Genomic DNA, 26,317 nt, shown 5'->3' on the forward strand with positions numbered 1-26,317 from the left:
CGAGCCATTGCCACGCACACGCAAGTTGGCACCCAGACTGCGCGCACGTTCGGCAATCGCAGCGTTGTTGTCGCCGGCATCGATGCACAGCGTGTCGAATGCGGTCGCGTGCACGGTGCCAAAGCCCAATTCCTTCAGGCCCGCAGCAAGAATCGCGGTGTAGCGCGCCACGCGCTGCGCAATGCGCTTCAGGCCGTCAGGGCCGTGGTAGACGGCATACATCGAGGCCATCACCGCCAGCAGCACCTGCGCGGTGCAGATGTTGGAGGTGGCCTTTTCGCGGCGGATGTGCTGCTCGCGGGTCTGCAGGGTGAGGCGGTAGGCGGGGTTGCCGTCGGCGTCGATGGACACGCCGATCAGGCGGCCGGGCATGCTGCGCTTGAACGCATCGCGGCAGGCCATGAACGCCGCGTGCGGGCCGCCGAAGCCGAACGGCACACCAAAGCGCTGGCTGTTGCCGATCACGATATCGGCGCCCATTTCGCCCGGCGACTTCAGCAGGGTCAGGGCCAGCAGGTCGGTAGCGACCACGAACAATGCGTTGTGCGCGTGGATGGCCTCGGCGTCCTTCTCCCAGTCGGCGACCCAGCCGCTGGACGCCGGGTACTGCACCAGCACGCCGAAATAATCACCTTCGGCGATTGCGGCATGCACGGCATCGGTGCCGCGCACCACATTGACCTTCAGGCCCAGCGGATCGGCACGGGTTTGCAACACTTCGATGGTCTGCGGATGGGTGTCACCCACCACCAGGAACGTGTCGGATTTCGACTTGGCACTGCGCTTGGCCAGCGTCATGGCCTCCGCTGCGGCAGAGGCTTCGTCCAGCAACGAAGCGCTGGCGATGTCCATGCCGGTCAGGTCGGCAATCATGGTCTGGAAATTGATCAGCGCCTCCATCCGGCCTTGCGAAATCTCGGCCTGATACGGTGTGTACGCGGTGTACCACGCCGGGTTTTCCAGGATGTTGCGCAGGATGACGTTGGGCGTGTGGGTGCCGTAGTAGCCCTGGCCGATGAAGCTCTTGAACAGCTGGTTCTTCTGCGCGATGGCGCGGATCCTGGCCAGCGCGTCGACCTCGGTCATCGCCTCTGGCAACGCCAGCGGGTTGGCTGACTTGATCGAGGCCGGCACGATGGCATCGGTGAAGGCTTCCAGCGAAGCGTGGCCGACCTGCGCAAGCATGGCGGCAATTTCGGCATCATTCGGGCCGATATGGCGTTCGATGAAAGCGTCGTGGTGTTCGAGCGAGCGAAGCGAGGGCTGAGTCATGGCGGCATCCGAGGGCGCAGTGCGCGTGAAAGGGATGCCCGCTCTGTCCTTTTGCCTGAGAGTTTGGAAGCGCGCGGATGGGGAGGGGATCCCGCGCAGCTTCTTGCCCCTTCGGCGCCGGCCGCGTCTGTGGGGGGACGACGGGCCAATCTCTCCAGAGTGTGGTCACACAGCGGTCTTGGGCCTGAGCGATTCCGGGCGGTTGCGCCTTCGGCAGCGCGACGAGACCCGAAAGCCTGCGCGCTTCTCCCACTGTGCCGGGCGATTATACCCTGCCGGCTGGCACGGGTACTGGCCCCGGTGTTGCGCAAACTGGGTGGATGCCATGGTCAGCGTCATCCGCCTTCCGCCCCCGCCTTCCGCCCGTTGTCCCTGCAAGCGTTTTCCGGCTTGGGCAAATGCCGTGATTGCCGGCATGCTGCCGCCGCTGCTGAGCAATAGGGGCTGCACCAGGCCTTGGGCATGGCGGCTTTTGCGCTGACCGGCTGGCTGTTCGGGTGGTGGGAAACCCATGCCCATCGGCGCGCGCTGCGGGTGCCAGAAGCTCCGGCAGCACGCAAGTCTATCGCGTTGCAGGTGTGCTTCGGCGCATCCACGCATACACCGGCAGCCCCGCCAGCAGCAGCACCGCACCCCAGCCCAGCGCTTCGGCGCCGGCACCGGATAGCGCGTACAGGCTGTACAGCAGCGCCAGGGCGGCGACGATGCGCCCGCCGCCGGTGCCGCGTCGCAGCCAGGCGGCGCTGCTGGCCGCATATGGCAGCAGGATGGCCGAGGTGGAGATCAGCAGGATGAAAGTGAACAGGTCCACCAGCGAGCGGCTGTAGCTGGCGATCACCAGCACGGTGGCAAGGCTGCTCCCCACCAGCACGCCGAACACGGGCGTGCCGTGGCGGTCGCGCCGGGCGAAGGCGCGCGGGAACAGGCGGTCGCCGGCCGCGGCCAGCGACACCTGCGCGCAGACCATCACCCAGCCGTTGATGGCGCCGAAGGTGGACACCGCGGCCAGCGCGGCGATCGCGATGCCGGCGCCTGGCCCCCAGGTGCGCGCGGCGGCTTCCGCCATCGGCGCGCCGGACGCCTTCAGCACCTCGCCCGGCACCAGCCCGATCACCGCCGTGCAGGCCAGGATGGTGGCGACGCCTGCCAGCAGCGTGCCCAGCAGGGTGGCGCGCGGGATGGTGCGGGCGGGGTCGCGGATCGCGCCGGCCGGCACGGTAGCCACTTCCAGCCCGCACAGCGCCCACATGGTGAGGATGACCGTGGCGTTGGCCACCTGCGGCAGCGACTGCCCGCTGGGATTGAACGGCACGTAGCGGTCGGGGCCGACCCACCACAGGGCCACCAGCCCGAACAGCAGCAGCGGCAGCAGTTTCAGCGTGGTCAATGCGACCTGCAGCCGGCCGGCCTCGCGCAGGCTGGCCACGTTCACCAGCGTGCACGTCCACAGCGCCGCCAGCGCGCACAGCGCCGCCCGCACGGGGGTGGCGGTCAGCGCGGGGAACAGCGCGCCCAGGCTGCCGGCGAAGGCCACCGCGATCGCCGCCATGCCGGACCAGATGGAGACCCAGTAGCTCCACGCGATGGCGAAGCCCGCGGTGTCGCCGAACGCGCGCCGCACGTAGGCGTAGGGGCCGCCGGTGCACGGCCAGTGCACCGCCAGCCGCGCGAAGGTGGCCGCCAGCAGCAGTGCGCCGCCCAGCGCGATCGCCCAGCCCAGCAGGCTGGACGCACCGAAGGGCGCCAGCGCGGCCGGCAGCAGGAACACGCCGCTGCCGATCATGCTGCCGATCACCAGCGCGGTGGCCATCCACAGGCCCAGCGGGGCACGTGCAGGCGTCGTCGTGGTGGCCTCTGCCCCGGCGATTTCAGGCGCGGGCATCGACGGCGCCCCCGGCCTGACCGGTCGCGGCATCGGCGGCGTGCCCGCGGTAGGCCGCGCGCAGCAGTTCGTGGAAGTGGTGCACGCCGGTCTCGCGCAGCGGGTTCAGCCGGCCCGGCACGTAGCTGCCGGAGGCCATCCCGCGCTGCACGTCCTCGCAGATGCCGATGTCCTCGTGCTGCACTTCATCGCTGAAAGCAAGATCCGCATCGCGCTTGGCAGAGTCATCACTTTCGGCGTAATAACTGTCAAAGATCACCCGGCAATGATCCACCCCCAACGGCACCACGGTATTGGTTTGCAGGCGCCCTGGCAGGATATTGAGCATGGTGTTGGGCCACAGCCAGTAATACAGCGCATCGCCGTTGCCATACAGTGCGGCATCACTTTCGAGTGGGCTCCATTGCAGCGAATGCCATGCCGACAACTCGGTGCGATAGCTGCGGTAATCCAGCAACCGGTTCAGGCCGGGATGCACGTGCGGGACGTGGTAGCCCTCCAGATAATTGTCGATGTACACCTTCCAGTTGCAGGCGATGTCATAACTTGCACGATGGTGGTCGCCGTAGGCGTCCAGGCCTCTATCTGCGCCCAGCCGTGCGTCGATACCGGCAACGAAGGCATCGAAATCAGGTGCGTTTGCGGCATCGATCGCGGCAAACACCAAACCCTGCCAGACCTTCACCGCCAGCTGCGGCAGCTGCACATCGGCCACATCGAAGTCTTGCGCGTCCTTCATTTCCGGTGCCGAGCGCAATTGCCCCTCCAAGGTGTACGTCCACCCGTGATAACGGCAGCGCAGCGATTTCGCGGCCAGCCCATCGCATTGCGCAATCGGCCCGGCGCGATGCCGGCAGACGTTGTGCATGACCCGAATGACAGCATCGCTGCCGCGCACCGCAATGACCGGCAGGCCAGCGAGATTGGCGATGACGTGGTCGCCGGCGGCGCGCAATTGCGAGACATGCGCCACCCATTGCCAGGCACGGCCAAACAGCGCGCGCCGGTCGAGATCGGCCATCGCGGGTTCCACATAAAACCGTGCAGGTAAGGCGGTAGCCGTGGCGGCAGGCTGCGGAGCGAGGTCGGTTTGCATGTGGGCAGTATGGCGCTGGGATGCCCCAGAAAAACAGACCAGTCGGTACGGCCTATGTCGGGTTTTGCTGAATTTCAGGGGTTTCCTGTGTTTTCGCTGACTTCAGTGGCCTTGCCCGGAGTAGACGCTCGGGAAGTAGCATCGGGGCGAACTTGAACATCCTGCAGGGTAATTATTTTGCCGTCTGCTTGAATGAACGTGACGTGATAACTGCCGATCGGGACATGGCGCAGCTTGTACTTGCCATCACTTTTGATCGAAATCTCGCGCTTGAATCCATTGCTATCACCGCTGATTACGACAGTATCGCCTGGGTTGCCATCGCCTATGATGTTGCCAGAAGTGGCTTGCGTGAAAGCAGAGCCGGTGATTGCGAGAAGTAGCGAAAAAACAGTGAGCCTGCAGGGATTGGTCATGGTGTCTATATTCCTGATGTTCCTGTCAGGCTGGCATCCGATATGTGTGCCATGCAAGTGACTTTTGACATGGCCACTCTGGAATTTGAGGGAATCAATTGCGGTCAGGGTTCGGCGTGCTGCCAGTGATCCAACCACACTGCAGCCCGGCGTTCTCCTGCTTCAGCCAAGTGTGCAGGGGGGCGAAGTACTCCAGCAGGGGTGCGGCATCCATGTGGTCGCTGCCGGTGAGTTCTTGCAGGGTTTGCTGCCACGGTTGGCTGCTGCCTTTGCGCAGCATGGCCCAGTATTTGTCGCCGGCGGCCTTGCTGCCGTAAAAACTGCATTCGGACAACCGGCCCTTGTAGCCGGACGCATCGCACAGCGCCTTGTAGAACTGGAATTGCAGGATATTGGCCAGAAAGTAGCGTGTGTAGGGTGTGTTGGCGGGAACGTGGTATTTCGCGCCGGCATCAAAATAGTCTTCGCCACGTGCTGTCACCGGGGCCACGCCTTGGTATTGGGCTTTCAGTGCCCACCATGCTTTGTTGTAATCGGCCGGCTTGATCGAGCCATCGAACACCCCCCAGCGCCAGCGGTCGATCATCAAGCCAAATGGCAAGAAAGCAACCTTGCTTAGCGCCATCCGCATCTGTGCGTTGATCTGTGATTGCGAATTTTGTGGTGCTTCTTGCAGCAGCCCCACCGAGGCCAAGTAGTGCGGCGTCATCGCCAGCACGATGGTGTCGCCGATGGCTTCGTGGAAGCCATCCTGCGCGCCATTTTGAAAGAGCGGCGGTAGTGGGTTGTAGGCCATGTCGTAATACAGGTGGCCCAGCTCGTGGTAGATGGTGGTGTAATCCTCTTCGCTGGGGGTGATGCACATCTTGGTGCGCAGATCGCCTTGCATATTCATGTCCCAGGCACTGGCGTGGCACATGACATCGCGATCCAGTGGCCGGATGAATTGTGACTTCTGCCAATAGCTGCCCGGCAATTTTGGAAAGCCCAGCGAGACATAAAAACTCTCGGCATCACGAGTCATCAATTTGGCGCTGGCCAGTTGCGCGGCGCGTTCAATGTTGAATGCACGCGCGGCGGCAGTGCCGATGGTGTCATCCTGCTTTCTGACCTGCGCGTAGAGCAATTCGGCTTGTGCACGCTGTTGCAGGGTGCCACTGATGTCCAAGTTGACGGCTGCCGGGTATGGGGCCAGCAGATCCCACAGGTTGCTCCAGTCTTGCTGCCATAAATTGCCCAGCAAATGTGCGGGTAACAGACCACCTGGCAGTTCGCCTTTGTCTTTGCCGTACTGTGCATCGAGCTTGCCGCGCGCATAGCAATGCAATTGTTCGTACAGCGGTTTGACTTGATTCCACAGACGATCACTTTCCTTGGCAAGCTCGGGCGGTGGCATGTCGTAACCGGCGCGCCACAGTTCGCCGGTATCGGCGTAGCCAAGTTGCCGGGCACCGATGTTTACCAGTGTGACAAAGCGGGTGTAGTCCTTGCGCATCGGGATGCTGATGCTATGCCAGCCGGTCCATGCTTGCAGCTGTGCATCGTAATCACGATTCTTGGCCAGTACGTCGCTGAGCTGGCCGATGTCGCGACAGGTTTTGTGGCGGCCCTCACTATTGCAAACACGGCCCGCGCCATACATGCCTTCCATGCGGCTGGCGATTTGGGTGAGCTCTTCCCGTTGCTTGGGGTCTTGCGGTGCCGGCATCGCTGTCCACAGCGTTAGCAGCTTGAGTGCGCGGGCGGTTTGCGGTGCCATCGGCTGGCCTTCAAATCGCTTGGCTTCGGCAAGCCACACAGTGAGGTGCGCCAGCCAGCGTTCATTGGCCTTGGCCGCAATCAGCTCACTATCCGAATTGATATCGGTATTGGAAAGCCACTGCGCTGAATTCAATTCCGGGTAGTGCTGGCGCACTTCTTGATTGACGCGGGCGATGAATTGATCGGCGGTTTCGCCGGTGCTTGCAGCGGGCGTGGGCGGTGGTGCCGGGGCCGGTGTGGGTGCTTTGCGTTGACATGCAGCAAGGCCACCCAGCACGGTGAGCATGGCAACGGCGAGCAGGGTGGTGCGTAACATCACGATGGCAACTCTGGGTGACGCGGGAGTTGCAAGGCTAGTGGGCCAAGGTGGGCGGCCGCAAGTCAGGCCGCAGGCAACGCCAGCTGACGCTTGGCATCGGTCAGGCCATGCGTATGCAGCCACTGCCATGCGGTGTCGGCATCGTGCTCGGCATAGGCGCGGGCGCTACCCAAACGAAAGGTGTAACCCCAAGCATCCATATCAGCCCAGATGCGTGTGCGGTCGATGCCAAGCGCTTCGCCTAGCAAGGCTTGCAGAACGCATACGGCGTCTTCTTCCGGTACCGAATCGGTGGCGTCGGTGTGTACGGCGGCGCGTGTGTCGGGCGGCAGCACGATCAGATGACCGGCTTCATGCAGCAGCGAATGCACCGGCGTATCGCTGCGCGCATACACGGTGTTGCCGATGATGCCGGCCTCGCAATCGCCCCAGTAGCTGCCGGGGATGGGTTGGGCGTCTGCGATGTGTTCCAGCACCAAGCCGTAGCGCGCCAACAGTGCGGTTGGCGCGTTGAAGCCAATGTCTGACAGGATCAGTACACCGTGCTCGTCATTCCGGTGCAGGCCGGCATCAATTCGCACACCTGGCACCTGCATATCCGGTTGTTCTGGCATGTTGTGATCGATAGCCGGATCCCGGCTTGCGCCGGGATGGCATGACAGGTTGGAGTCAGGCCGGCGTGGCCCCGCGTTCGGGCAGCGATACCGAAATATCCAGCACGTCGTGCTCGCCGTCTTTCACCACATCGACCTTGACCGCATCGGTATCCACGTTCACGTACTTGCGGATCACTTCCAGAATTTCGCGTCGCATCAGCGGCAGATAGTCCGGCGCGCCGGCCGAGCTGCGCTCCTGCGCAATGATGATCTGCAAGCGATTCTTGGCCGTCTGCGCGGTGTTCTTCTTGGGCTTGAGGAAATCGAAAATGGACATGCGTCAGCCTCCGAACAGCTTGCTGAAGAAGCCTTTCTTTTCAACCGTGGTGAAGCGCAGCGGGCGGCTTTCGCCCAGCAGGCGCGCCACCGCGTCCGCATACGCTTGGCCGGCGATGGATTCGGGATCCATGATCACCGGTTCGCCTTTGTTGGAGGCATTGAGCACGTCACCGGATTCGGGAATGACACCGATCGTTTTCAGGCCCAGCACTTCTTCGACGTCAGCGATGGAGAGCATTTCACCGTTTTCCACCCGTTGCGGGTTGTAACGTGTCAGCAGCAAATGCGCAGAGACTTCGCCCTCCCCACGTTCGGCGCGGTGGGTCTTGGAGGCCAGCAAGCCCAGCACGCGATCGGAGTCACGCACACTGGAGACTTCCGGGTTCACCACCACCACCGCCTTGTCGGCGAAATACATGGCAAGGAAAGCGCCCTTCTCGATACCGGCCGGTGAGTCGCAGATGATGAATTCAAAGCCTTCAGCGGCCAGGTCTTTCAGCACCTTTTCCACGCCGTCTTTGCTCAGCGCATCCTTGTCGCGGGTCTGGCTGGCGGCCAGCACGTAGAGGTTTTCGAAACGCTTGTCCTTGATCAGCGCCTGCTTGAGTGTGGCCTCGCCATGGATGACGTTGACAAAGTCATACACCACGCGGCGTTCGCAGCCCATGATCAGGTCAAGGTTGCGCAGGCCGACGTCGAAGTCGATGACCGCAACTTTCTTGCCGCTGCGTGCAAGGCCGGTGGCGAGGCTGGCGCTGGTCGTGGTCTTGCCCACGCCGCCCTTGCCCGAAGTGACTACGATGATGTCGGCCAAGTTGTCTTCCTCCTGTCGTGCCAGCGCGTCTGCAAAGGGCGCTGGCCTTGAAGCATCTGATGGGAGCCGGGCAACGCCCGACCTTGCGTTAATCCATTGCCACGAGTTTGATCTGCCCGTGTTCCAACCAAACTTGCACGGGTTTGCCACGCAGCTCGGCCGGAATGTCTTCCAACACTTTGTATTGCCCTGCCACGGACACCAGTTCGGCGTGAAATTCGCGGCAAAAAATCCGTGCCTCCATATTGCCTTGGGCACCTGCCAGTGCTCGCCCGCGTAGAGCACCGTAAATGTGGATGCTGCCATCGGCAAGCACCTCCGCGCCAGCACCCACGGTGGTCAACACGGTGAGGTCGCGCTGCTCGGCGTACACCTGCTGCCCCGAGCGAACCGGCGTGGTTTGAATCAGGCCGGGGGCGCTGCTGCCAGCGGTTGCCGGGGCGGGTGTTGCGACGGCCGGCGAGGCGGCTGCTTGCGTCGTGGCAGGTTGCAGGCCTGCAGCCGGTGCGGAGGGTTCGCTGCGCTCATATTGGGCACGGAACTTGGCCAGCAGTGGCAGGCCCAACTGTTGCGACAAGGCGTCGATCTCTTTGGTGCCGTATGCCACTGCCACCGGCAGCACGCCAGCACTGCGCAGGCCATCCACCAGTGCTTGTGCGGAGGCGTGCGTGGGTGGGTGGCTGAGGCCGCCAAAATCCAGCACTATCGCGGCGCGAGAAAACAGGTTGGGTGCGCGTTGTATCCGCTCACGCATTTCAGTGACCAGCTGTGCCACATCCAGCGTACGCACGCGCAGATTGGCTATGCCTACCTGGCCAAATTTCAATTCACCTGCTTGTGCGTAATCGGTCGCTGTACTCATGCATCGGTTCCGGTGGGGCGCACCGCCAAGATCTGCTTGCGCGGGCGTTGCAGCCAAGCGACATCCGGCAGCACGTTGCCGTAGGTGTCACGCACCCAAGGATAGCTGCACAGGGTCTTCATCAGCATCGCAGCGCGCAGACCATCTTGCGTCATCACATGCTGGCCAATTTCGCGGAACCCAAAGCTGCCGTGGAACAGCAGCGCATGATCGGCGCCATGCTCCAGAAAGACTTCGCAGGCCAGCTGCGGGTAGCGTAATTCGGCATAGCTTTGGACGTCCGCATACAGCGCCCGGCCGACACCGCCGCCACGTCGGCGACTGGCCACCGCGACACGATCGATATAGAAAAAATCCGGGTAGCGCTCAGCAAACCACGCAAAGTTGCGGCTGTCGTGTTGCGCGTGCGAACCAAAACCAATCAGGAAGCCGGCAAGTGCGCCATCACGTTCGGCCACGCGGAAGTATTCGGCATGGTCATACAGCTGCCGCAGCCGGGCGGACTCCAAGGGGAGGATCGCAGGGCCGGCCGCATTATTGAGGGCCAAGACAGAATCCAGCTCGTGCTCGCGCACGTCGCGGATGGCGATCGACATTCCTGAAAACTCCAGTCACTGTTGCAAGGCACCCGCAACGCGGGGCAAGTTGGCATTATCGCATGCCTCCCCGGCGCGCGGAGCATGACCTTCGGAGCAAGCCGAACGCGCTGGCAGCGGGTATAACACGGCATGCTTGTCAAAATCTCCCATACCCGATTGCTGCGCTACGCTGGTTTATTCACCTGGGCCATGGTGGGCCTGCCGCTGCTGTATTTCTGGCTGCGGCCGCAGCCTGCAGCCATCAGCGAGAATATGGCAATGCCCTGGCAGGGCTGGGCGGCCTATTTGGCATTTGGCGGCGGATACATCTGGCTGACCCGCAATCTGGGCGAGCGCCACCGCAATCCGGCTGACTATTTGTTGCTGCTCGTGCTGACTGTGGCCGCACTGGGGGTCAGTTACTTCAGCGGCACGGGCATGGGCAGCGTACTGTTGATGGTGGCGGCCTGCGTGCTGCCGTGGCTGCTGCCATTGCCGCTGGGTGTGGTATGGCTGTTGGCCAGTCAGTTGGCGGTGGTGCCGGTGTTTATCCGCTGGCTGGGCTTCCCGCCGTTGGAAGCCTTGATGCAATCGATGCTGTATGCGGGGTTTTCCGGGTTTGTATTCGTCGTCAGTCTTGTTGCATTGCAGCAAGTGCAGGCGCGAGAAGAACAGCGCCGGCTCAATGCCGAGCTGCGTGCCACCCGCGCATTGCTTGCCGACAGTGCGCGGGTCAATGAGCGCACCCGTATCTCCCGTGAATTGCACGACTTGCTGGGCCATCATCTGACCGCGCTCAGTCTGAATCTGGAAGTCGCCGGGCATTTGTCCGAAGGGCGGGCCAAGGAGCATGTCCAGCAAGCGCACACCTTGGCCCGTCTACTGTTGACCGATGTGCGCGAGGCGGTTAGCCAGTTGCGCGAAGGCGGCGCGATCGACTTGGCATCGGCACTCCGTCTGCTGGCTGAAAATGTGCCGAAATTGGACATTCATATGCAGATTGATGAGCCGCTGACCGTAGATGATCCCGAATGCGCGCATGTCCTGCTGCGCTGCGCACAGGAGGCCATCACCAATGCGGTGCGTCACTCCGGTGCCAGTGGTTTATGGTTGAATGCGCGCCGTGAAGGCAGCCACGTCATCTTGCAAGTGCGCGATGATGGCCGCGGCTGCGATCAGGTGACAGCAGGCAACGGGCTGCGCGGACTGGGCGAGCGCTTGCGTCAACACGGTGGCCGGGTTGAAATCGTGAGTCAGCGCAATCACGGGTTTCAACTTACCATCACTTTGCCGGTGGCTCCCAATGCCGCCACCCGGCTACCCGAAGGAGTCACCGTATGATTCGTGTCTTTCTGGTCGATGATCAGACCTTGGTGCGTCAGGGTATCCGCTCGTTGCTGGCACTGGCCGACGGTATCGAAGTAGTGGCCGAGGCCATTGATGGCCAGCAGGCTGTGGAGCTGATTCCGCAAGTCAAGCCTGATGTGGTGTTGATGGATATGCGCATGCCGATAATGTCGGGCCTGGAGGCGCTGCAGGCACTCGGCCGGGTGGGCGCCTTGCCACCCACGATTATCCTGACCACTTTCGATGACGATGCGCTGGTACTGGCCGGGATCAAGGCGGGTGCCAAAGGCTACATGCTCAAGGATGTCTCGTTGGAGCAATTGGTGGATGCCATCCAGGCCGTCGCCGGCGGTGGCTCACTGGTACAGCCGGCGGTGACCCAGCGCCTGCTGTCTGGGCTGGAGCATATGCGCAACGAGTTTGTCAGCCTGGATCGGCCTGACCCCCTGACCGACCGTGAAACCGAGATCCTGCGGCTGATGGCGTCTGGCTTTTCCAACAAGGAAATTGCCAATTCGCTGGGGGTGGCCGAGGGCACCATCAAAAATCACGTCTCCAATATCCTGTCGAAATTGGGGGTGCGTGACCGTACCCGGGCGGTACTCAAGGCGTTTGAGTTGCAGCTGGTTTAGAGTGAAAGCGCAAATTGGTGCCGTGCATCGCGATTTATGCTGATCAGCCTCTCGCCCAGCGGGGGTTCAGTTTGCTAGGATGGGGGGTCTGTGCGGTATTAGGCCGTACTTGGTTTTCCCCGGAGATTCCTGAATGACTCGTTTGCTCGAGATCCTGATTTCCCTTGCGATCGTCTTTGCGCTGTTTCTGATCGTGGGGGTGATGTTGCCTTCCTCACGTCATTTGACCGAGAAGACCGAAACCAATCGCAAGCTCACCATCGTGTTTGACACGATGAACAGCTTCCGCCGTTTCAAGGATTGGAACCCGCTGGTGCTGCGCGACCCGCGCATGCAATTGTCGCTGTCCGGCCCGGCTGAAGGTGTGGGTGCGAAGCTCGACTACACCTCGCAGGAACCGCGCCTGGGTAGCGGCTCCTACGAAATCGTGGAGAGCGTGCCGAAGCAGAAGATTGCGATCAATATCAATAACATCGAGCGTGGCGAGAACAAGCGCACGGCGTTTTTCTTCAAGCCGACCGGCCGCAACAACCGTAACGTCGAAATCACCCAGACGTATGACGTGGACTACGGTTGGAACCTGCTGGGTCGCTATGCGGGCCTGTACGTGACGCGCCATATCGGCGATGACATGAAGATGGGCTTGTCGCGTTTGGTCGGCGTGCTGACCTCGGTGCCGAATATCGACTACGCAGCGCCCGGCTTCAAGATGGGCACCCCGAAGGTGGTGGATCGCCCGGCTGAAGACATGCTGGTGGTGAGTGCAGGTCAGGTCGATCGCGGCAACGCACAGATCCAAGCCTCGATCACCTCCAACGCCGAGTGGATCAAGCGTACCCTGGAAGCCAATTCCGGCGTGGAGGCGGTCGGCCCGCTACGTATCGTCACCACTGACATGGGACGCGAGAAGTACACCTTCGACGTGGTGCAAGTGGTGCGCAAGAAGTCGGGCACCGGCAATGTGGTCGTGCAAGGCCCGGTGAAGTTTGTGCAGGCGCCGGCCGGCAAGGTTGCCGTGGCTTCGTACACCGGCTACATGGCCGAGCTGGAAAACACTCGGAATGCTCTGCGCGCTTGGGCGGCGACGCATGGATATGAAGTCAAGGATCGCGCCTACGAAGACTACAAGTCTGGGATTGCCAACGCGTTCACCGAGAATGGTCAGTTCGACGTGTACTGGCCGGTCAAGTAAGTTCACCTGCCGATTGTTCCCGCAAACGCCGCGCATTGACGCGGCGTTTGCATGTGCGGTGTCCGAACTTGGCACAATGCGGGCATGAACAGCCTCTCGACGCCCAGTTTTGTTGTGTATCGCCGCTACCTTGCCGCCATCGGCAGCTTGATGGCGGGATTGTCCGTAGCCATGTGCGCGTATGCCTTTCACGCGGCGGCCCCCGCTGCCAGTGCGCGGCTGCTGCAGGCGGCGGTGTTTGCGTTCCTGCATGGGTTGGCGCTGACCGCGCTGGCACCGCTGGCGCAACGCCCCACCAGCTTGTTGGCATTGGCCATGCTGCTGCTGGGCGTGTTGCTGTTCGGCGGCAGCTTGTTGGCGGCGGCGCTGCTGGGGCTGACACCGGCGTTGGCGCCGTTGGGCGGAGGGCTGGTGATCAGTGGTTGGTTGCTGCACGCCTATGACCGGCTGCGGGGCTGACCGATGCCCAAGCAGGCGCGTGGGTTTGACACCGAGGCGGCGTTTGCGCACCTGTGCAAGCGCGACCGCAAATTGGGTGCATGGCTGCGCAAACTGCCATTGATTGAAGCCGATCCGCGTTGGCAACAACCGTTCGATCCAGTGGATGCGCTGGCGCGCGCCATTTTGTATCAGCAACTGAGTGGCAAGGCGGCTGCGACGATTGTGGGCCGCGTGGAAACCGCGATCAGTAGCGATCGTTTTCATTGCGACACGCTGGCGCGGATTGATGATGCAACGCTGCGCGGTTGTGGTGTCTCCGGCAACAAGGCCTTGGCCTTGCGTGATCTGGCCAGGCGCGAAGAGGCGGGTCAGATCCCCACCCTGCGGCAAATGGGACACATGGACGATGACGCCATCGTGGCGGCCTTGCTGCCCATTCGTGGTATCGGCCGTTGGACGGTGGAAATGATGCTGATGTTCCGGTTGGGGCGGCCCGACGTATTGCCGATTGATGATTTGGGTATACGCAAAGGTGCGCAAACGATAGACAAACTGGACGCGATGCCCACCCCGAAAGCGTTGGCCGCGCGTGGCGAATGCTGGGGCCCGTATCGCAGCTATGCCAGTGTTTACTTGTGGCGGATTGCAGATGCCGCCAGTGCAAGCAAGCAGGCGGTCAAGCGTTCGCAGGATTGATCGCCTGCGCAATCATCTCCGCACCCGCCTCCAGCAGCAGTTTGCGTAGCTCGTGGCGGTGGCAATGTGCCTCCAGTTCGCAATAGCAGCCCACGCTGAAGTTGGTGCTGTGCGACAGTGCTGCCAATAGCGCGATGGCATGCGCGGCGTCCGGGCGCTTCATTTCGCTGCGGTAGTGTTTGAAGAAATTGGCCCAGTCCTTATCTGTTTTGGCGGCGTGCGCGATGTCCATTACCGCTTGACTGGGGGCTACCGTGGGCAACCAAGTATCGTAAAAATCGCGCTTGGAAAATTCGGCCTTGGGAACCCCGCGTGGCGGGCGGCGTACGGTGCCGATCCGCAGACCTTCGCCCGCTGCACGTGGCGTTCCCAGTCGCACCATACGGATGGCCATCGCTGTTCTCCCAAAGGCGAGGTGATTAGCATCCTGCGCAGGCCGTACCACTGCAAGCGCTTGTTCAATTTCCATTATTCAGCGGGCAGCGAGAAATCTATCATTGACTGCCGTCACACTGCGCCCTTCCCATTGCACAAGGATAGGCAGAATGCGAGTTTCCGGATTGGCTGTGGCATTGCTGGTGGCATTGAGTTTGACCCCGCTGCACGCGCAACAAGCGCAGCCAACACCATCAGCGTCAGCGCCGCAGTCGGTGCCCAATGACGGCATCCGCACCGAAGCCACCGTGGTGGTAGAGGGCGAGCAACCCGGCCCAGGCATGTGGATCGTACGCAAGGACAATCACGATTTGTATATCCTCGGGACGCTCAGTCCATTGCCTGCAAAGATGCAGTGGCAATCCGCACAGGTCGATCGCGTGTTGGCGCAAGCACAAGAAGTAATCCGTGCGCCATATGCTGGCTTCAAGGTGGATGTGGGCTGGTTCAAGGGCATGTTGCTGTTACCCAAGCTACTAGGTGCGCGCAACAATCCGGACGACAAGAAACTGCAAGAGGTGGTGTCGCCGGCTTCGTACGCACGCTGGCAAGTGCTGAAATCCCGCTATATCGGTAGCGACAGTAGTGTGGAAAAGTGGCGACCGATTTTTGCTGCGCAAGAGTTATATGGCAAAGCAATGAAGAAGCAGGGATTGGATGGCAACAATATCCTTGCCCCTGTGATCAACAAAGCCATCGAAACCCATCATCCTGCGGTGACTGTGGTGAAGGAGGAAATCGTCATCACTGATCCCAAGCCATTACTGAAGGAATGGTCGAAAACCACCTTGGATGATCTGGTTTGCTTCGATAAAACGATGACACAGCTGGAAACCGACATCGATGCGATGCGTGCCCGCGCCAATGCCTGGGCCACCGGTGATATCGCGGGCTTGCGTGCGTTGCCGCCGGCCTATCAGTGGGAAGCATGCAGCAATGCGATCAGTGAAGCGGGTATCGGCAAGCGACTGGGCTTTGGCGATGCCAGCAGGAAAGTAGAGGCCAAATGGATGGCCGCGGCAGAGGCGGCGTTGGGCAAGAACGCGGTGACATTTGCCACATTGCCACTCAACAAAATGTTGGGTAGCCATGGTTACCTGGCGCAATTGCAGTCCAAGGGCTATACCGTCATCGCGCCGGATGAGTAAGCGGGCGCAAACCCAGGCAGCGTCACGGCCAATCGACCACTCTGCGGGCGTGAAGCATTGAGGCGTTGTGCGACAGGGCCATGGAGCGCCCATCCCCTGTAAACTGGCGATATTGGGTTGCCAACTCGGTTCCGTACCCGCATCGTGCTGGGTTCGCGGGCGCAGTGCTGCCCGTCACCTCTTGATGCCCGTATGCACACGCCAGCCAAAACCACCTCTGATATCCGCCGCGACTTTCTCGACTTCTTCGCCTCCAAGGGCCATACCATCGTGCCGTCGGCGCCGCTGGTGCCGGGCAATGACCCCACCCTGCTGTTCACCAATTCCGGCATGGTGCAGTTCAAGGACGTGTTCCTGGGTGCGGAAAAGCGCAGCTATGTGCGCGCCGCCGATGTGCAGCGCTGCCTGCGTGCGGGTGGCAAACACAACGATCTGGATTCGGTGGGTTACACCGCGCGCCACCACACCTTCTTCGAGATGCTGGGCAACTGGTCGTTCGGCGACTACTTCAAGAAGGACGCCATCGCCTGGGCCTGGGAGCTGCTGACCGAGGTCTGGAAGCTGCCGAAAGAGCGCCTGCTGGCCACGGTCTATCACACCGACGACGAGGCCTACGACATCTGGCTGAATCAGATTGGTCTGCCACCGGAACGCATCATCCGCATCGGTGACAACAAGGGCGCGCCGTTTGCGTCCGACAATTTCTGGCAGATGGCCGATACCGGTCCCTGCGGCCCGTGCAGTGAAATCTTCTACGATCACGGCCCGGACCACTTCGGTGGCCCGCCCGGTTCGCCGGATGAAGATGGCGATCGTTTCATCGAAATCTGGAACAACGTGTTCATGCAGTTCGACCGTGCGGCCGACGGCACGTTGACGCCGCTGCCTGCCCCCTGCGTGGATACCGGCATGGGCTTGGAGCGCATCACCGCGATCTTGCAGCATGTGCATTCCAATTATGAAATCGATCTGTTCCAACGCCTGATCCGGCACGCGTCCCAACTCACCGCCACCGACGATCTGGAAAACAAATCCCTGCGCGTGATTGCTGACCACATCCGCGCCTGCGCTTTCCTGATTGTCGATGGTGTGCTGCCTTCGAACGAAGGCCGCGGCTATGTGCTGCGCCGGATTATCCGCCGTGCGCTGCGTCACGGCTGGATGCTGGGCGTGCGCCAGCCGTTCTTCCACAAACTGGTCGCCACGCTGGATGACTTGATGGGCGAAGCCTATCCGGTCTTGCGCGAAGGCCGCGCCACCGCCGAGCGTGCCTTGCTGGCCGAAGAAGAGCGCTTCGCCGAAACGCTGGATTCGGGCATGAAGATTTTCGAAGAGGTGGCGGCCCGCGTCAGCGACAACGTCATCCCCGGCGCTGCTGCGTTCCGCTTGTACGACACCTACGGCTTCCCGCTGGATCTCACCCAGGACATGGCCCGCGAGCGCGGCATGTCGGTGGATGTGCAGGGGTTTGACGCGGCGATGACGCAGCAGAAAGAAACCGCGCGCGCCGCTGGCAAGTTTGGCGGGGGCGTGCAATTGCCGGCCGACTTGGTGGCCACGCTCACACCCACGCAGTTCCTGGGTTATGACAGCCTGACGGCCGATGGCGTGCATGTGCTGGCCTTGTTGAAAGACGGCAAGCCGGTGGATGCCATTGCGGCAGGCGATACCGCTATCGTCATCCTGTCGGCCACGCCGTTCTATGCCGAGTCCGGCGGGCAGGTGGGCGATACCGGCGTGTTATCGGCCTTCGGTGTAGCGTTCGAAGTGGCTGATACGCTGAAGTTGGCGGGCCAGTTCCACGGGCATCGCGGCAGCCTGAAGCAGGGCGCACTGAAGCTGGGCGACCGTCTGTCGGCGGAGGTCAACGCCGCACGGCGCGCCGCCATCGTGATCAACCACAGTGCCACCCATTTGCTGCACGCCGCTTTGCGCAACGTGCTGGGTACCCATGTGCAGCAGAAAGGCTCGCTGGTGGCACCGGATCGGTTGCGCTTCGACTTCTCGCATTTCCAGCCGATGACGGCAGCGGAACTGGCCGAGGTCGAACGCCGGGTCAATGTCGAGGTGCGTGCAAATCATCAAGGTGAAGTGCGCAACATGGCCATGCAGGACGCGCTGGATTTTGGCGCAATGGCATTATTCGGCGAGAAATACGGCGAGCATGTGCGCGTGCTGCGCTTTGGCCCGACCTCGACCGAACTCTGCGGCGGCACCCATGCCAGCCGCACCGGCGATATTGGCCTGTTCAAACTGGTCAGCGAAGGCGGCGTGTCGGCGGGTGTGCGCCGGATCGAGGCCGTCACGGGGCAGGCTGCGCTGGACTTCGTGATCGAAGAAGAACAACACCTGCACGATGCCGCGCAGTTGCTGGGCGGGCACGTGTCCGAGCTGGGCGACAAGTTGCGTCATTTGCTGGAGCAAAAGAAAAAGCTGGAGCGCGAGCTGGACACGCTCAAGGCGCAGGCCGCTTCCAACGCGACCGGCGATTTGGCCGGGCAGGCGCAAGACGTGGCCGGGATCAAGGTGTTGGCCGCACGGTTGGAAGGCTTTGACGCCAAAGCCTTGCGCGATGCGATGGACCGGCTCAAGCAACAACTGGGTGATGCCGTCATCGTGCTGGCAGGCGTAGAACACGGCAAAGCCGCACTGGTGGCGGGCGTCAGTGGTGCGGCACTGGGCAAGATCAAGGCCGGCGACGTGCTGGGTGATGTGGCCAAGCAGGCCAATGGCAAGGGGGGCGGCCGGCCGGATATGGCGCAGGGCGGCGGTGATGATGGCCCGGCACTGGCTGCTGCGTTGGCGGGCGTGGCCGGCTGGGTGGGGCAGCGCGCTTGAAATTTTGGCGGTAGTGTGATCCCGTGCTGATTGCAGCATGCGAATCATTCAGTATGATGGACTACACTGGAGAGAGCCATGCTTGCAAGTGCATGCGTGGATATGGGCCGCAGCGACAGGGGAGTTGCGATGTTGATTTTGACAAGAAGAGTTGGCGAGACCTTGATGATTGGTGATGCAATTACCGTGACTGTGCTCGGTGTCAAGGGCAATCAGGTGCGAATTGGCATCACCGCACCGAAAGATGTGTCGGTGCATCGCGAAGAAATTTATCAACGGATCCAGGGTAGTTCGCAAAACGGCGAAGATGAAGAAAAATCGTCCTGAAGTTTGCCGGATTGTATAATTGCCTGTATCCTTGCCGGCTCACGATTTCGCCTTACGGAGACTTGCCCGAGAGGCCGAAGGGGCTCCCCTGCTAAGGGAGTATGGGGTCAAAAGCTCCATCGAGGGTTCGAATCCCTCAGTCTCCGCCAGTTTGTCGAAATTGTGATTCAGCGGTGAGCGTCAACATGTATTGACGCATTGCAGATCAAACTGCATAATTCCGCCCATGCGCCCGTAGCTCAGTTGGATAGAGCACCAGGCTACGAACTTGGGGGTCGGGCGTTCGAATCGCTCCGGGCGCACCATCTTAAAAAACCGACCTTTGGGTCGGTTTTTTTTTATGCCGGCGCAGTAGTGAATGAAGGCTACACATAGCCGACCGTGCCACCCGCATGGCAAACTTCAGTGGCGGCGACTGCACCGCAGCCGATTTTCCCCCACCGGTTTTTTTTTGCCCATGTGCATTTGCCTGCCCCCGCGTTTGCAAACCATTGCCGTTGTGCTGCTTGTACCTGCGTTTGTGCTGGCAGGTTGCGATCGCGGCACTGGCACGCATGCGGGCAGTGAGGCGGCAGCAAGTGCGCCACCACCAGCCCCTGCCGCGCCTGCACCGGTGGTGTTGCAGGATGTGATTGAAACCACACCGACTTATATCGTGGGCATTAGCTACCCGCAGGTGGCGTCCAAATACCCTGCGCTCGCGCAAGCGGTACATGCCTATGCCGAGGCCACGCGGGGACAACTGATGCGCGCAGTGGCCGGCCTGCACGGACGAAAGCCGGAAGTGCCGTATGACCTCAGTTTGTCCTTCACACAGGTGGTGGAGACCTCGCGCGTGGTGGCGGTAGCAGCAGAGGGCAGCAGCTTCATTGGTGGAGCGCATGGCAACCCACTGGTAGAGCGGTTTGTGTGGCTGCCGCAGCGACAGCAAATGCTGGCCGCCGAGCAATTGATTCCGGATGCCGCCAATTGGGTGCCGGTGGCTGCGTATGTGCGTGAGCAGCTGATGACTGGTCTATCGCAGCAGCTGGATGATGATGGTGGTGAAGCCGATTTGCGTACGCAACAACTCAAGCGCGGCAGCAAATGGATCGACGCGGGCACCACGCCAGAGCCGAAACATTTTTCCCGCTTCGAGCCGGTGATGAACGCCGATGGCAGCATTCGCGCGCTGCGCTTCGTGTTCCCGCCCGAACAGGTGGCAGCTTATGAAGATGGCACGCGCACTGCCGAAGTACCGGCAAAAGTATTGCTGCCACTGGTGGCAGCGCAGTATCAGTCGCTGTTCCACGCAGAGTAATCAGCAGATGCATACGACAACGCCGCCCGAAGGCGGCGCTGTCGCACCGGAATAGCGAAGGATTACTTGCTATTGAGGCCGCGCGCTTCCAGCAGTGGTTCAATCCTGGCCTCGTAACCGGACAAGTTCGGGAACAGCTTGCCAGCTTCAATTTGGCCGCCGGGAGCAAGCACAGTGGCGCGCACGCGTGCCCCGTTTTCTTGTGTCAAGCCGCCGTGTTGGCGGATCCATTGGGTGGTGTTGGCGGCCAGCACTTCCGACCAGATGTAGGCGTAATAGCCGGCCGCGTAGCCGCCCATGATATGGCTGAAATAAGGCGTGCGGTAGCGTGGCGGCACCGGTGCGTAATCAAAGCCATCGGCCTTCAACGCCTTGGCTTCGAACGCCATCACCCCGGGGGCATCCGGAATCTGTTCCAGCGGGAGCTGGTGCCAGCGTTGGTCCAGCATGGCTGCCTCCAGATATTCGGTGGTGGCAAAGCCCTGATTGAACTTGGATGCCGCAATCACTTTGTCCAAGAGCGGCTTGGGCATCGCAGCACCAGTCTGATAGTGCCTCGCGTAGTGGCCCAGCACTTCCGGCCAGTCAGCCCACATTTCATTGACCTGCGACGGATATTCGACAAAGTCACGCGGTACATTCATCGAAAAATACGGGTAGCGCACATCCTGGAAGAAGCCGTGCAACGCGTGGCCAAATTCGTGGAAGGCGGTGGTCACTTCATCCCACGTCAGCAAGGTGGGCTTGCCCTCGGAAGGTTTCGGGATGTTCAGGTGATTGGCGACCACGGGTTTTTCGCCCAGCAATGCGGACTGCGACACGTAGGTGTTCATCCATGCGCCACCGCGCTTGGATGCGCGCGCATACGGATCGAAGATGAAGATCGCCAGAGGGCTGCCGTCCTTGTCGAACACTTCATAGGTGAAGGTATCGGCGCGATATTTGGGCAGATCAGTGCGTTCCTTGAAGCTGATCCCGTACAGCCGGTTGGCGGCATAGAACACGCCATTTTCCAGCACGTTCTTCATTTCGAAGTAGGGCTTGAGTTGCGCTTCGTCGAAGCTGAATTTCTCCGCACGTACTTTTTCGCTGTAGTACGACCAGTCCCACGGTTGCAGCTGGAAGCTGGCCTGATGCGCGGCTTTTTGCTGTGCGTCGATCATGGCCTGCAGCTCGCCACCTTCACGGCGGGCATTGGTCACCGCTTTCGGGGCCAGCGCGCGCAGCATTTTGTTGACGTTGTCTTGATTAGCGGCGGTCTCATCGGCCAGCACAAAATTGGCCGACGTGTCGTAACCCAACATGCGCGCACGCTCTGCACGCAGCTTGAGGATTTGCGAGACGATGCCGGTATTGTCCCATTGGTTGCCCCGGCTGCCGCGCGCCACCGAAGCTTCGTGCAGGCGCTGACGCAGTACGCGGCTTTCCAGCTGTGTTTCGGCTGGCTGGCCGGTGGTGTTAAGCAGCGCAATCACGTATTTGCCGGGCAGGTTGCGCGTCTTGGCAGCTTCTGCGGCGGCGGCAATCTGCTCATCACTCATGCCCTTGAGTTCTTCACGGCTGTCCACCACAACTGCAGAGGCGTTCACTTCGGCCAATACGTTTTGGTTGAACTGGGTGCCCAGTTTGGACATCTGCGTATTGATTTCGCGAATGCGGGCTTGCTGTGCTTCGCTCAACGCGGCGCCGGCCCGTACAAAATCCTGGTAGCGCTTTTCCAGCAAGCGCTTGTCAACGGCGTCCAGTCCCAGCGTGTCGCGAGCGTCATACAGCGACTTGATGCGGGCAAACAATTTTGGATTGAGCGAAATCGCGTCGCTGTGCGCTGAGAATTTTGGTGCGTACTCGGTTTCGAGTTTTTCGCGCGCATCATTCTTGTCGGTGCCGACCAAATTGAAAAACACGTTGCTGGCGCGATTGAGCAGCTGTCCACTTTTTTCCATTGCCACGACGGTGTTCTGGAAGCTTGCGGGCTCAGGGTTGTTGGCAATGGCGTCGATCTCGCGCAACTGCTGCGCCATGCCGGCATCGAACGCCGGTGCAAAATCACGATCGGCGATCTTGTCAAATTGCGGGTAGTTCAGCTCCAGCGGACTGGCTGCGGCGAAGATGCCGTTATAGGTGGGGGCGGCGGGCATGGACGCTTCCTGCTTGTGGGCTAGCGGCGTGGAGGTGGCGCAGCCGCTGATAACGGTGGCAATGGCAATGGCTAGGGTGCAGACGACGGGTCGTTTCATGGCAACTCGCAAACGGGACAAGACAATCGCTAAGGTTAGCGCATCGCCGAGTTGGCGGTTGTGGTAAGCCATGCAACATGGCCTACGCCGATGGGCAGTTGCCAAACGGAAGTGCCGGAACGAGAATCATCGGAAATGGCAAATCAAAGGCAGGCATGGATATGAACGCGTTTGATTTCGATGCGATGGCGTTGGATGGCAGCCAACAACGGCTGTCGCAATATCGTGGTCACGTGTTGTTGGTCGTGAATGTGGCCAGTAAATGCGGCTTCACGCCGCAGTATGCCGGCCTGGAAACGCTGTGGCGTGACTATGCCGCGCAAGGCTTGGTGGTGCTGGGTTTTCCCTGCGATCAGTTCGGCCATCAGGAGCCGGGTGACGCGGAGGAAATCCGCAATTTTTGCTCACTCAGTTATGACGTCAGCTTCCCGATGTTTGCCAAGGTGGAAGTCAATGGCAGCAATGCGCATCCATTGTGGAAATGGTTGAAGCAGCAAAAGGGCGGGTTGTTGGGGATCGACGCCATCAAGTGGAATTTCACCAAGTTCCTGGTGGGGCGCGATGGCAATGCGTTACGCCGTTATGCGCCCACCGACACACCCGAATCGATGCGCAGTGACATCGAAGCGGCATTGGCATGAGCCACGAGGAAGTGCATGGCAGTGGCTATCAGTTGGTGTTGGACTACCAGCCGCCGTTGCTTTGCGTGCAAGTATTTGGCAATGAGGACAGTAGCCTGCCGGTGACCAGTGAATATTGGATCACCATCATCCGGCGTTTGCGTGCGCTGGGGGCCAGTCAATTATTGGTGCTGGATGCCAAGGAAAGCGATGTGATGTCGAGTGAAGATCTGGAACGCTTCTTCGCGGCCATCGCAGGCTTGGGGCTGGAACAGGCCAAGATTGCCTATGTGGAGGGGCGGGCAGACCAAATGCCCCGGATTCAAGAAGCCGAAATCATGGCGATGGAGCGTGGCTACAAGATTCGCATGTTCGGAAATGAAGCGGATGCCAGGATCTGGCTGCGTTATGGGAGCGCTTGAGTGATTGATCGCGGGCTTTATTTTTCGACGAACGCACGCTCGAACACGTATTCCCCGGCAGTACCAATGCGCGGTGATGCACGCATGCCGCTGTTGTCGAGAATCCGGCGAAAATCGGCCAGCATCTGCGGGCTGCCACAAATCATGGCGCGGTCATGGGTAGCATCCAGCGGCTCGATCCCCAGCACTTGGGCAATGCGGCCTTGCTCCAAATGGTCAGTGATACGGCCGTGTTGGGGGTGGCCGTTGTATTCGAATTCCTCGCGTGACACCGCCGGGTAGTACAGCAGGCGGTCGCGGATGACATCGCCCAGCAGCTCGTGGTTAGGGAGTTCGCGTTCGATATAGTCGCGGTAGGCAAGGTCTTCGCTGCCGCGCACGCCATGACACAAAACCACGCGCCCAAAGCGCTGGTAGGTCTCGGGGTCCTTGATTACCGACATCCACGGAGCAAGCCCGGTGCCGGTGGCCAGCAAATACAGGTTGCGGCCAGGATGCAGATCCGAAATCAACAGCGTGCCGGTGGGTTTGCGGCCGATCAGAATGGTGTCACCCGGTTGGATGTGTTGCAGGCGCGAGGTCAATGGCCCGTCCTGCACCTTGATGCTGAAGAACTCCAGTTGCTCCTCCCAATTGGCACTGGCGATGGAATAGGCGCGCATGAGCGGCTTGCGCGAACCATCGGCTTGCTCGACCTCCAGCCCAATCATCACGAACTGGCCGTTGTCGAAACGGAAGCCGTCATCACGGGTGGTGGTGAAGCTGAAGTAGGCGTCCGTCCAGTGACGAACGTCAAGCACCGTTTCGGTGCCGTAGGGAGCGGCCATGCGGGCAAGTAGGGAAGATGAGGCAGGCGATCATTTTACGCCGCAACGCAGCATTCCGGTTGATCTGGCGCAAGTCCACGGCAGGCCGGGATACAGGAGTCCCGTACCGGACAAGGAAACTTGCTTGAGCAGGTGGGCGCGATCGTCCCGCCAATTCAACGCTTGACGTTGAACATTGCCAAGCGATTGTCCAAGGTCACCGCGGGCAAGCCCAAGTCACGGGTGACTTGCACCATTGTCTCGTACTCGCGTGGATCCAGCCGGCCATCCGAAGTGGCCAAACGCAGCAGTGCGTTGTACAGGCGTTCGGCGGGTTCAGAGCCAGCGGGGTGGGCATCCACAAAGCGCAGCAGCTCCGCGTGCACGTTGATGTTGCGTAGCATGCCGCGTTCAAAGGCCTCCATGGCGATACGGCGTGCCGTCATCGACAGGTCGGTTTCGTCCATGATCTGGTTGGCCAGATTGGATTCATGGCTACTCACCAGACGATCGGCCTTGGCCATATAGCCCATCAGCCCGAAGATCACTTCGATCACCATCTGCGTGTCTTCATCGGGCTTGCCCAGCCCCAACAGATCGCCCAATAGCAGACGAATATCATTGATGACGCCGCGGATGCCTTCGAACTTGCCACTCGCAGAAGTACTGTCGGTCATGCCTGCTCCCCCATGAATGTCCCCGCAACATCCTGCGCCAGATCTGCGCCGCTGAAAAGGGGGGCTAGCGCTTTGGAGGGGTCAATCGCAGCAATTGGCCGTCGTCCTCGTCAGTCAGCACGTAGATGTGGCCATCGGCGCTTGCCCGCACATCGCGAATACGGCTGCGCAATGTGCCAAGCAATCGTTCTTCGGCAACGATGCGATCGCCATTCAAGCGCAACCGGATCAAGCTTTGTCCGGCCAACGCGCCCAGCAGCAGGCTGTTGTTCCAGGCACTCTCGGGGTGGCCGACAAAAAAGGCCATGCCTGACAGTGCCGGTGATTTGGCCCAGACATGGTACGGGCGCTCCATGCCGGGTGCCTGGCGGCCAATAGTTTCCGAATACGGGAGATTGGTCAGATAGTTCATGCCGTCGCTGATCACCGGCCAGCCGTAGTTTTTGCCGGCTTCGGGCAGGTTGATTTCATCCCCGCCGCGCGGGCCGTGTTCGCTCTGCCAGAGCCGGCCGCTGCGCGGATCCACCGCCAATCCTTGCATATTGCGGTGGCCGTAGCTCCAGATTTCCGGGCGTGCGTTGGCGCGGCCCACGAAAGGATTGTCGGTAGGAATACTGCCGTCCAAATTGAGCCGCACCAGCTTGCCCTGTAACTTGTCCAGTTGTTGTGCCAGCTCCTTCTGGTTGCGCTCGCCCTGACTGATAAATACATGGCCCTTGCCATCAAACGCGATGCGCGAACCAAAGTGATTGGGCCCTTCGAGTTTGGGTTCTTGCCGATACACCACACGCATATTGGAAAGCGCAGCTTTGCCCAATGTCGCGGTGGCTACCGCCGTGCCGGCGGTGTCATCGGGTCCCGGCTCGGCATAGCTCAGCCAAATACGTTGATTGCTGGCGAAGGCCGGATCCAGCACCACATCCAGCAACCCGCCCTGGCCTTCGGCGAAGACCTTGGGCACCCCGGCAAGCGCTGCCGAGAGTTGCCCGGTTGCGGAAATCCTGCGCAACCGGCCGGGGCGTTCGCTGACCAAAAAGCTCCCATCCGGGAGCAGGGCCACCGCCCACGGGTGGTGCAAACCGTGGGCGAGCCTGTCGATGCGCAACTCACCTTCGGCGGTGAGTTCTTGTTGTTGCTGGCGCACAGCCGTTGGCGGCTGCGCGCAGGCATTCAGTGCCAAGGGCAACATGCAGCACAGTGCGGTTTGGGCACGGAACAGTGAACTTGGCATCGTGGGCCTCATACATGCTGCCGGAAGTGGGGT

General features: G+C 61.0%; 26 protein-coding genes, 2 tRNA genes and 1 riboswitch. Of the genes, 13 read left to right on the forward strand and 15 right to left on the reverse strand.

Annotated elements, in window-relative coordinates; genetic code table 11:
* From gcvPA to QWB57_RS09625, 10 genes are all read right to left on the reverse strand, one after another.
* A partial coding sequence (gcvPA, locus tag QWB57_RS09580; protein WP_288969309.1) for an aminomethyl-transferring glycine dehydrogenase subunit GcvPA occupies positions 1 to 1,272 on the reverse strand: 1,272 nt, incomplete at its 3' end.
* 33 nt (positions 1,273 to 1,305) lie between these two features.
* Positions 1,306 to 1,440: riboswitch (glycine riboswitch) on the reverse strand.
* A gap of 394 nt (positions 1,441 to 1,834) precedes the next feature.
* Positions 1,835 to 3,154: an amino acid permease gene (locus tag QWB57_RS09585; RefSeq protein WP_288969311.1), complete on the reverse strand. Its 1,320-nt coding sequence runs from the start codon at positions 3,152 to 3,154 to the stop codon at positions 1,835 to 1,837.
* A complete protein-coding gene (locus tag QWB57_RS09590) occupies positions 3,141 to 4,250 on the reverse strand; it encodes an aromatic ring-hydroxylating dioxygenase subunit alpha (RefSeq protein ID WP_288969313.1) in 1,110 nt (369 codons plus the stop codon). The genes QWB57_RS09585 and QWB57_RS09590 overlap by 14 nt, the downstream gene beginning before the upstream one ends.
* Before the next feature lie 74 nt (positions 4,251 to 4,324).
* Positions 4,325 to 4,666 (reverse strand): carboxypeptidase-like regulatory domain-containing protein, encoded by a 342-nt coding sequence (locus QWB57_RS09595; protein WP_223628113.1) that lies wholly within the window; start codon positions 4,664 to 4,666, stop codon positions 4,325 to 4,327.
* A 94-nt stretch (positions 4,667 to 4,760) separates the two neighbouring features.
* The gene (locus QWB57_RS09600; protein WP_288969315.1) at positions 4,761 to 6,743 is read right to left on the reverse strand and encodes a M2 family metallopeptidase; all 1,983 of its coding nucleotides are present in this window, start codon (positions 6,741 to 6,743) and stop codon (positions 4,761 to 4,763) included.
* Positions 6,744 to 6,808: 65 nt separating this feature from the next.
* A complete protein-coding gene (locus QWB57_RS09605) occupies positions 6,809 to 7,342 on the reverse strand; it encodes a hypothetical protein (RefSeq protein WP_288969371.1) in 534 nt (177 codons plus the stop codon).
* Between the two features lie 73 nt (positions 7,343 to 7,415).
* Positions 7,416 to 7,679, reverse strand: coding sequence for a cell division topological specificity factor MinE (gene minE / locus QWB57_RS09610; protein ID WP_223628117.1), 264 nt, complete (start codon positions 7,677 to 7,679; stop codon positions 7,416 to 7,418).
* Positions 7,680 to 7,682: 3 nt separating this feature from the next.
* Positions 7,683 to 8,495, reverse strand: coding sequence for a septum site-determining protein MinD (gene minD, locus QWB57_RS09615; RefSeq protein ID WP_288969317.1), 813 nt, complete (start codon positions 8,493 to 8,495; stop codon positions 7,683 to 7,685).
* A gap of 88 nt (positions 8,496 to 8,583) precedes the next feature.
* Complete coding sequence (gene minC / locus QWB57_RS09620) at positions 8,584 to 9,357, reverse strand: septum site-determining protein MinC (RefSeq protein ID WP_223628121.1); 774 nt, start codon at positions 9,355 to 9,357, stop codon at positions 8,584 to 8,586.
* On the reverse strand, positions 9,354 to 9,953 hold the full coding sequence (locus QWB57_RS09625; protein ID WP_223628123.1) for a GNAT family N-acetyltransferase: 600 nt from the start codon (positions 9,951 to 9,953) through the stop codon (positions 9,354 to 9,356). Before QWB57_RS09625 ends, minC begins: the two co-directional genes overlap by 4 nt.
* A gap of 132 nt (positions 9,954 to 10,085) precedes the next feature.
* On the opposite strand from QWB57_RS09625, the gene QWB57_RS09630 reads away from it, so the two are divergent.
* The 5 genes from QWB57_RS09630 to QWB57_RS09650 all read left to right on the forward strand — a co-directional run bounded on the left by QWB57_RS09630 (position 10,086) and on the right by QWB57_RS09650 (position 14,243).
* Positions 10,086 to 11,276 (forward strand): sensor histidine kinase, encoded by a 1,191-nt coding sequence (locus tag QWB57_RS09630; RefSeq protein WP_288969319.1) that lies wholly within the window; start codon positions 10,086 to 10,088, stop codon positions 11,274 to 11,276.
* Positions 11,273 to 11,914, forward strand: a complete 642-nt coding sequence (locus tag QWB57_RS09635) for a response regulator transcription factor (protein WP_223628127.1) — start codon at positions 11,273 to 11,275, stop codon at positions 11,912 to 11,914. Before QWB57_RS09630 ends, QWB57_RS09635 begins: the two co-directional genes overlap by 4 nt.
* A 133-nt stretch (positions 11,915 to 12,047) precedes the next feature.
* Positions 12,048 to 13,106, forward strand: coding sequence for a GyrI-like domain-containing protein (locus QWB57_RS09640; RefSeq protein ID WP_223628129.1), 1,059 nt, complete (start codon positions 12,048 to 12,050; stop codon positions 13,104 to 13,106).
* A gap of 84 nt (positions 13,107 to 13,190) precedes the next feature.
* Positions 13,191 to 13,565 (forward strand): DUF423 domain-containing protein, encoded by a 375-nt coding sequence (locus tag QWB57_RS09645; RefSeq protein ID WP_288969322.1) that lies wholly within the window; start codon positions 13,191 to 13,193, stop codon positions 13,563 to 13,565.
* Between the two features lie 3 nt (positions 13,566 to 13,568).
* Complete coding sequence (locus tag QWB57_RS09650) at positions 13,569 to 14,243, forward strand: DNA-3-methyladenine glycosylase (protein ID WP_223628134.1); 675 nt, start codon at positions 13,569 to 13,571, stop codon at positions 14,241 to 14,243.
* Here the strand turns inward: QWB57_RS09650 and QWB57_RS09655 are convergent.
* Positions 14,224 to 14,637, reverse strand: a complete 414-nt coding sequence (locus QWB57_RS09655) for a DUF488 family protein (RefSeq protein WP_288969323.1) — start codon at positions 14,635 to 14,637, stop codon at positions 14,224 to 14,226. The two genes, QWB57_RS09650 and QWB57_RS09655, sit on opposite strands and share 20 nt — an antisense overlap.
* Positions 14,638 to 14,788: 151 nt before the next feature.
* Here QWB57_RS09655 and QWB57_RS09660 point away from each other — a divergent pair, with 151 nt between their 5' ends.
* The 6 genes from QWB57_RS09660 (at position 14,789) to QWB57_RS09685 (ending at position 20,291) form a co-directional block, all read left to right on the forward strand.
* Positions 14,789 to 15,826, forward strand: coding sequence for a TraB/GumN family protein (locus QWB57_RS09660; protein WP_288969324.1), 1,038 nt, complete (start codon positions 14,789 to 14,791; stop codon positions 15,824 to 15,826).
* 192 nt (positions 15,827 to 16,018) lie between these two features.
* Entirely contained in the window at positions 16,019 to 18,664 is a 2,646-nt protein-coding gene (gene alaS / locus QWB57_RS09665; RefSeq protein WP_223628140.1) for an alanine--tRNA ligase, read from the forward strand.
* A 129-nt stretch (positions 18,665 to 18,793) separates the two neighbouring features.
* The gene (gene csrA / locus QWB57_RS09670; protein ID WP_223628759.1) at positions 18,794 to 18,991 is read left to right on the forward strand and encodes a carbon storage regulator CsrA; all 198 of its coding nucleotides are present in this window, start codon (positions 18,794 to 18,796) and stop codon (positions 18,989 to 18,991) included.
* A gap of 56 nt (positions 18,992 to 19,047) precedes the next feature.
* Positions 19,048 to 19,140 (forward strand) — tRNA-Ser (locus tag QWB57_RS09675).
* Positions 19,141 to 19,219: 79 nt separating this feature from the next.
* Positions 19,220 to 19,296 (forward strand) — tRNA-Arg (locus tag QWB57_RS09680).
* 194 nt (positions 19,297 to 19,490) lie between these two features.
* The gene (locus QWB57_RS09685; RefSeq protein WP_223628143.1) at positions 19,491 to 20,291 is read left to right on the forward strand and encodes a DUF3298 and DUF4163 domain-containing protein; all 801 of its coding nucleotides are present in this window, start codon (positions 19,491 to 19,493) and stop codon (positions 20,289 to 20,291) included.
* Positions 20,292 to 20,353: 62 nt separating this feature from the next.
* Here the strand turns inward: QWB57_RS09685 and QWB57_RS09690 are convergent, their stop codons facing one another.
* Positions 20,354 to 22,429: a M3 family metallopeptidase gene (locus QWB57_RS09690; RefSeq protein ID WP_223628761.1), complete on the reverse strand. Its 2,076-nt coding sequence runs from the start codon at positions 22,427 to 22,429 to the stop codon at positions 20,354 to 20,356.
* A 254-nt stretch (positions 22,430 to 22,683) separates the two neighbouring features.
* On the opposite strand from QWB57_RS09690, the gene QWB57_RS09695 reads away from it, so the two are divergent.
* The gene (locus QWB57_RS09695) at positions 22,684 to 23,169 is read left to right on the forward strand and encodes a glutathione peroxidase (RefSeq protein WP_288969325.1); all 486 of its coding nucleotides are present in this window, start codon (positions 22,684 to 22,686) and stop codon (positions 23,167 to 23,169) included.
* A complete protein-coding gene (locus QWB57_RS09700) occupies positions 23,166 to 23,570 on the forward strand; it encodes a hypothetical protein (RefSeq protein WP_223628146.1) in 405 nt (134 codons plus the stop codon). Before QWB57_RS09695 ends, QWB57_RS09700 begins: the two co-directional genes overlap by 4 nt.
* Before the next feature lie 17 nt (positions 23,571 to 23,587).
* Here QWB57_RS09700 and QWB57_RS09705 read toward each other — a convergent pair whose 3' ends face one another.
* The 3 genes from QWB57_RS09705 to QWB57_RS09715 all read right to left on the reverse strand — a co-directional run bounded on the left by QWB57_RS09705 (position 23,588) and on the right by QWB57_RS09715 (position 26,284).
* Positions 23,588 to 24,397 (reverse strand): ferredoxin--NADP reductase, encoded by an 810-nt coding sequence (locus QWB57_RS09705; RefSeq protein WP_223628148.1) that lies wholly within the window; start codon positions 24,395 to 24,397, stop codon positions 23,588 to 23,590.
* 155 nt (positions 24,398 to 24,552) lie between these two features.
* The gene (locus QWB57_RS09710; RefSeq protein WP_223628150.1) at positions 24,553 to 25,053 is read right to left on the reverse strand and encodes a TerB family tellurite resistance protein; all 501 of its coding nucleotides are present in this window, start codon (positions 25,051 to 25,053) and stop codon (positions 24,553 to 24,555) included.
* 64 nt (positions 25,054 to 25,117) lie between these two features.
* Positions 25,118 to 26,284 carry a PQQ-dependent sugar dehydrogenase gene (locus QWB57_RS09715; RefSeq protein ID WP_288969332.1) on the reverse strand — a complete coding sequence of 389 codons (1,167 nt, stop codon included), beginning with the start codon at positions 26,282 to 26,284 and terminating at the stop codon, positions 25,118 to 25,120.
* Positions 26,285 to 26,317 lie beyond the last annotated feature (33 nt).

The organism is uncultured Thermomonas sp. (assembly GCF_937872235.1).
Lineage (GTDB): Bacteria > Pseudomonadota > Gammaproteobacteria > Xanthomonadales > Xanthomonadaceae > Thermomonas > Thermomonas beijingensis.

What these genes read in the sequence shown, in the direction of transcription:
- QWB57_RS09585 (WP_288969311.1), bottom strand. Translation starts at nt 3,154, where the DNA reads ATGCCCGCGCCTGAAATCGCCGGGGCAGAGGCCACCACGACGACGCCT.
- QWB57_RS09590 (WP_288969313.1), bottom strand. Translation starts at nt 4,250, where the DNA reads ATGCAAACCGACCTCGCTCCGCAGCCTGCCGCCACGGCTACCGCCTTA.
- QWB57_RS09595 (WP_223628113.1), bottom strand. Translation starts at nt 4,666, where the DNA reads ATGACCAATCCCTGCAGGCTCACTGTTTTTTCGCTACTTCTCGCAATC.
- QWB57_RS09600 (WP_288969315.1), bottom strand. Translation starts at nt 6,743, where the DNA reads ATGTTACGCACCACCCTGCTCGCCGTTGCCATGCTCACCGTGCTGGGT.
- QWB57_RS09605 (WP_288969371.1), bottom strand. Translation starts at nt 7,342, where the DNA reads ATGCAGGTGCCAGGTGTGCGAATTGATGCCGGCCTGCACCGGAATGAC.
- minE (WP_223628117.1), bottom strand. Translation starts at nt 7,679, where the DNA reads ATGTCCATTTTCGATTTCCTCAAGCCCAAGAAGAACACCGCGCAGACG.
- minC (WP_223628121.1), bottom strand. Translation starts at nt 9,357, where the DNA reads ATGAGTACAGCGACCGATTACGCACAAGCAGGTGAATTGAAATTTGGC.
- QWB57_RS09625 (WP_223628123.1), bottom strand. Translation starts at nt 9,953, where the DNA reads ATGTCGATCGCCATCCGCGACGTGCGCGAGCACGAGCTGGATTCTGTC.
- QWB57_RS09630 (WP_288969319.1), top strand. Translation starts at nt 10,086, where the DNA reads ATGCTTGTCAAAATCTCCCATACCCGATTGCTGCGCTACGCTGGTTTA.
- QWB57_RS09635 (WP_223628127.1), top strand. Translation starts at nt 11,273, where the DNA reads ATGATTCGTGTCTTTCTGGTCGATGATCAGACCTTGGTGCGTCAGGGT.
- QWB57_RS09640 (WP_223628129.1), top strand. Translation starts at nt 12,048, where the DNA reads ATGACTCGTTTGCTCGAGATCCTGATTTCCCTTGCGATCGTCTTTGCG.
- QWB57_RS09645 (WP_288969322.1), top strand. Translation starts at nt 13,191, where the DNA reads ATGAACAGCCTCTCGACGCCCAGTTTTGTTGTGTATCGCCGCTACCTT.
- QWB57_RS09650 (WP_223628134.1), top strand. Translation starts at nt 13,569, where the DNA reads ATGCCCAAGCAGGCGCGTGGGTTTGACACCGAGGCGGCGTTTGCGCAC.
- QWB57_RS09655 (WP_288969323.1), bottom strand. Translation starts at nt 14,637, where the DNA reads ATGGCCATCCGTATGGTGCGACTGGGAACGCCACGTGCAGCGGGCGAA.
- QWB57_RS09660 (WP_288969324.1), top strand. Translation starts at nt 14,789, where the DNA reads ATGCGAGTTTCCGGATTGGCTGTGGCATTGCTGGTGGCATTGAGTTTG.
- alaS (WP_223628140.1), top strand. Translation starts at nt 16,019, where the DNA reads ATGCACACGCCAGCCAAAACCACCTCTGATATCCGCCGCGACTTTCTC.
- csrA (WP_223628759.1), top strand. Translation starts at nt 18,794, where the DNA reads ATGTTGATTTTGACAAGAAGAGTTGGCGAGACCTTGATGATTGGTGAT.
- QWB57_RS09690 (WP_223628761.1), bottom strand. Translation starts at nt 22,429, where the DNA reads ATGCCCGCCGCCCCCACCTATAACGGCATCTTCGCCGCAGCCAGTCCG.
- QWB57_RS09695 (WP_288969325.1), top strand. Translation starts at nt 22,684, where the DNA reads ATGGATATGAACGCGTTTGATTTCGATGCGATGGCGTTGGATGGCAGC.
- QWB57_RS09700 (WP_223628146.1), top strand. Translation starts at nt 23,166, where the DNA reads ATGAGCCACGAGGAAGTGCATGGCAGTGGCTATCAGTTGGTGTTGGAC.
- QWB57_RS09705 (WP_223628148.1), bottom strand. Translation starts at nt 24,397, where the DNA reads ATGGCCGCTCCCTACGGCACCGAAACGGTGCTTGACGTTCGTCACTGG.
- QWB57_RS09710 (WP_223628150.1), bottom strand. Translation starts at nt 25,053, where the DNA reads ATGACCGACAGTACTTCTGCGAGTGGCAAGTTCGAAGGCATCCGCGGC.
- QWB57_RS09715 (WP_288969332.1), bottom strand. Translation starts at nt 26,284, where the DNA reads ATGCCAAGTTCACTGTTCCGTGCCCAAACCGCACTGTGCTGCATGTTG.